The organism is Methylobacterium sp. WL103 (assembly GCF_008039885.1).
Classification (GTDB): Bacteria; Pseudomonadota; Alphaproteobacteria; order Rhizobiales; family Beijerinckiaceae; genus Methylobacterium; species Methylobacterium cerastii.
In genome coordinates, this window is record NZ_VRUX01000584.1 from 1 (window position 1) to 2,579 (window position 2,579).

The window sequence follows — 2,579 nt, forward strand, 5'->3', positions numbered from 1 at the left end:
GGCGGCGGTGGCAACGGCGGCAACGAGGGCCGCGCCATCGGCTGGCTCGACCGCAGCCCGCGCTCCTGAGGCGTCCCGCCTCATCGAGCAACTGAAGAAGGCCGCCCCGGACCTCCGGGGCGGCCTTCTTCGTCTCGGCGCCGGCACGCGTCGCCTCCGGCTGCACGGGAGCATTGCCGGGCACGGCGTCGCGCCCCATCTCGACGGCATCGAGATAGGAGCAGCCCCGATGCGATTCGAACTCTACCGCGATGCGCCGGGCCATTGGCGCTGGCGCCTGCGGGCCCAGAACGGCAACGTCGTCGCCGATTCGGGCGAGGGCTACGTCCGCCGTGAGGATTGCGAACACGGTATCGCGCTGGTGCGCCAGAGCGGCACCGTGCCGGTCGTCGACATGACGACGCAGATCGCCTGATCCCGGTGGAAACGCCGCGGCGGCGACGAAACGCTTTCCGCAGTTCGTGCGTTCTAGCGGCTCGGGCTCCATCCGCGCTCGTCCGTCTCCCGTCCTTGAAAGAGTTGAGATCGCCATGAGGAAATTCCTGCTGGCCGCCCTGCTGGTGCTGGGCTTCGCCGCCGCCGCCCCGCAGGGTGCATCCGCCGCCCCGGTCGGTCCCGGCCTTGCGCTCCAGACCGAGGCCGCCCCGGCCGTTGCCGAGAAGGCGCAATACTTCTACCGCCGCCGCTTCGGGCCGCGCCCGTTCTACCGTCGTCCGTATTACGGCCGCCGCTTCTACGGCCCGCGTCCGTTCTACCGCCGCCCGTATTACGGCCGCCGCTTCTACGGCCCGCGTCGTCGCTTCTTCTACTGATCGCAAGATCATTCCGTACCGAAGTCCAGAACCCGGCGGCCCACGGGGCCGCCGGGTTTTTTGTCGTCTGTGGAAGCGGGCTGCGTCGGCCGTCGATCTGGTGTAGGCTCGCCGCTTCGGGACGGCCGGCATCAGATCGGTCCGCCCGGGAGGAACGCCCCATGGACGATATCGCCACGCGCGAGGTGGTCGCGCGCGACCTCTGGCAATCGATTCCGCTGGAATGCGTCGTCTGCGCCGTCGCCGTCTTTCTGGCGGCCGGCCTGAAACTCGCCGGCCTGATGCCCTGACCCCTTTCGACGCCGCCGCGTTCGCGCATAATCGGCGCCGCGCCTAGCGCCAAGGACGAGGATCGCATGGACCGGGACAGCGCCGAGGAACCGAAGGGCGACCTGACGGTCCGCACCATCGCAATGCCGGCCGACACCAACGCCAACGGCGACATCTTCGGCGGCTGGGTGCTGTCGCAGATGGACCAGGCCGGCGGTATCGCCGGCGTCGACCGGGCCGAAGGCCGCGTCGTCACCGTCGCGCTCGACGCGATGACCTTCATCCGCCCGGTGCGGATCGGCGACGTGCTCTGCGTCTACACCCGCATCGGGCATGTCGGACGGACCTCGATGAAGATCGAGGTCGAGGCCTGGGCCCGGCGGTTCCGGACGCAGCTTCGCGAGAAGGTGACTTCGGCGACCTTCACTTTCGTGGCCATCGACGACGAGGGCCGGCCGAGGGCGATCCCCAAGGCCGCGCCCGCGCCTGAGGTGGTGCTCACGGACGCGTGATCGACGGGTTCCGTTACAGCCCGGTTCCGGCTAAGCATCAGCCGAGCGGATCCCGGAGGGGGCGGGAGGACGCGTGAGCAGGCTCAAGGAGCCCCCGCCGTTGCCCGATCCGTCGAAGCACGCCGCCGACCCCACCCGGCGATCCGATAACCTGACCTGGCAGACGCTCCAGCCCCGCGAGACGCGCTGGCGCAGCCTGAACCAGCGCCCGGCCATCGCCTGGTTCACCGGGCTGTCGGGCGCGGGCAAGTCGAGCATCGCCAACGCTGTCGATCGGGCGCTGACCGAGGCGGGCCGGCACGCGATGGTGCTCGACGGCGACAACCTGCGCCATGGTCTCAACCGCGACCTCGGATTCACCGCGTCGGACCGCGTCGAGAACATCCGGCGGGCGGCCGAGACCGCGCGGCTGATGGCCGAGGCGGGGCTGGTGGTGATCGTCTCGCTGATCTCGCCCATCCGCGCCGAGCGCGAGACGGCGCGGCAGATCGCCGGCGACATCCCGTTCCTGGAGGTCTTCATCGACACGTCGCTGGCGGTCTGCGAGGCCCGCGACCCGAAGGGGTTGTACGACCGGGCGCGTACCGGCGCGATCCCGAATTTCACCGGGATCTCCGCGCCTTACGAGGCGCCGCTCGCCCCCGACTTGACCCTGGCCACCGATGGCTTGAGCGTCGCGGCCTCGGCGGAGACCCTGATCGCGGAGCTGATGCGGCTCAGCGCCGCCTGACCTCCCGCGCGGGACGCCTCACTCCGCGGCGAACAATCCCCATCCGGCCCCCGCTTCGGATTGCTCCGGTGGCGCGGCCTCCGCCACGTCCGCCTTCGGGTCGCCCGGCGCCGTCTCGCAGCCGAGTGCCGGCAGGGCGACGATGCGGTTCTTCGAGAAATCCACGCGGCAGACGATGGCGTTGCGGCTCTCCATGTAGCCGAGCAGGCGCCGGGCGCGGCCGGGCGAGCGGCTGCCGATGGCCCGGGCCAGCGC

At 70.8% G+C, this 2,579-nt stretch carries 5 protein-coding genes and 1 pseudogene; 5 read left to right on the forward strand and 1 reads right to left on the reverse strand.

All coding sequences use genetic code 11. From position 1 onward, the window contains the following. Positions 1 to 229 precede the first annotated feature (229 nt). The 5 genes from FV222_RS22685 (at position 230) to cysC (ending at position 2,324) form a co-directional block, all read left to right on the forward strand. Positions 230 to 415: a DUF1508 domain-containing protein gene (locus tag FV222_RS22685; protein ID WP_147754714.1), complete on the forward strand. Its 186-nt coding sequence runs from the start codon at positions 230 to 232 to the stop codon at positions 413 to 415. Positions 416 to 530: 115 nt separating this feature from the next. Next, complete coding sequence (locus FV222_RS22690; protein ID WP_147729335.1) at positions 531 to 812, forward strand: hypothetical protein; 282 nt, start codon at positions 531 to 533, stop codon at positions 810 to 812. A 161-nt stretch (positions 813 to 973) separates the two neighbouring features. Beyond that, on the forward strand, positions 974 to 1,102 hold the full coding sequence (locus tag FV222_RS31925) for a hypothetical protein (RefSeq protein ID WP_281406057.1): 129 nt from the start codon (positions 974 to 976) through the stop codon (positions 1,100 to 1,102). A gap of 66 nt (positions 1,103 to 1,168) precedes the next feature. Then, positions 1,169 to 1,594: an acyl-CoA thioesterase gene (locus FV222_RS22695; protein WP_147765131.1), complete on the forward strand. Its 426-nt coding sequence runs from the start codon at positions 1,169 to 1,171 to the stop codon at positions 1,592 to 1,594. A 100-nt stretch (positions 1,595 to 1,694) separates the two neighbouring features. Beyond that, positions 1,695 to 2,324, forward strand: coding sequence for an adenylyl-sulfate kinase (cysC, locus tag FV222_RS22700; protein WP_147815701.1), 630 nt, complete (start codon positions 1,695 to 1,697; stop codon positions 2,322 to 2,324). Positions 2,325 to 2,342: 18 nt separating this feature from the next. Here cysC and FV222_RS22705 read toward each other — a convergent pair. Continuing rightward, a pseudogene (locus tag FV222_RS22705) lies at positions 2,343 to 2,579 on the reverse strand (ATP-binding protein); the annotation flags it as partial.

Coding starts and splice junctions, on each gene's coding strand:
- FV222_RS31925 (WP_281406057.1), top strand. CDS start 974: ATGGACGATATCGCCACGCGCGAGGTGGTCGCGCGCGACCTCTGGCAA.
- FV222_RS22685 (WP_147754714.1), top strand. CDS start 230: ATGCGATTCGAACTCTACCGCGATGCGCCGGGCCATTGGCGCTGGCGC.
- FV222_RS22690 (WP_147729335.1), top strand. CDS start 531: ATGAGGAAATTCCTGCTGGCCGCCCTGCTGGTGCTGGGCTTCGCCGCC.
- FV222_RS22695 (WP_147765131.1), top strand. CDS start 1,169: ATGGACCGGGACAGCGCCGAGGAACCGAAGGGCGACCTGACGGTCCGC.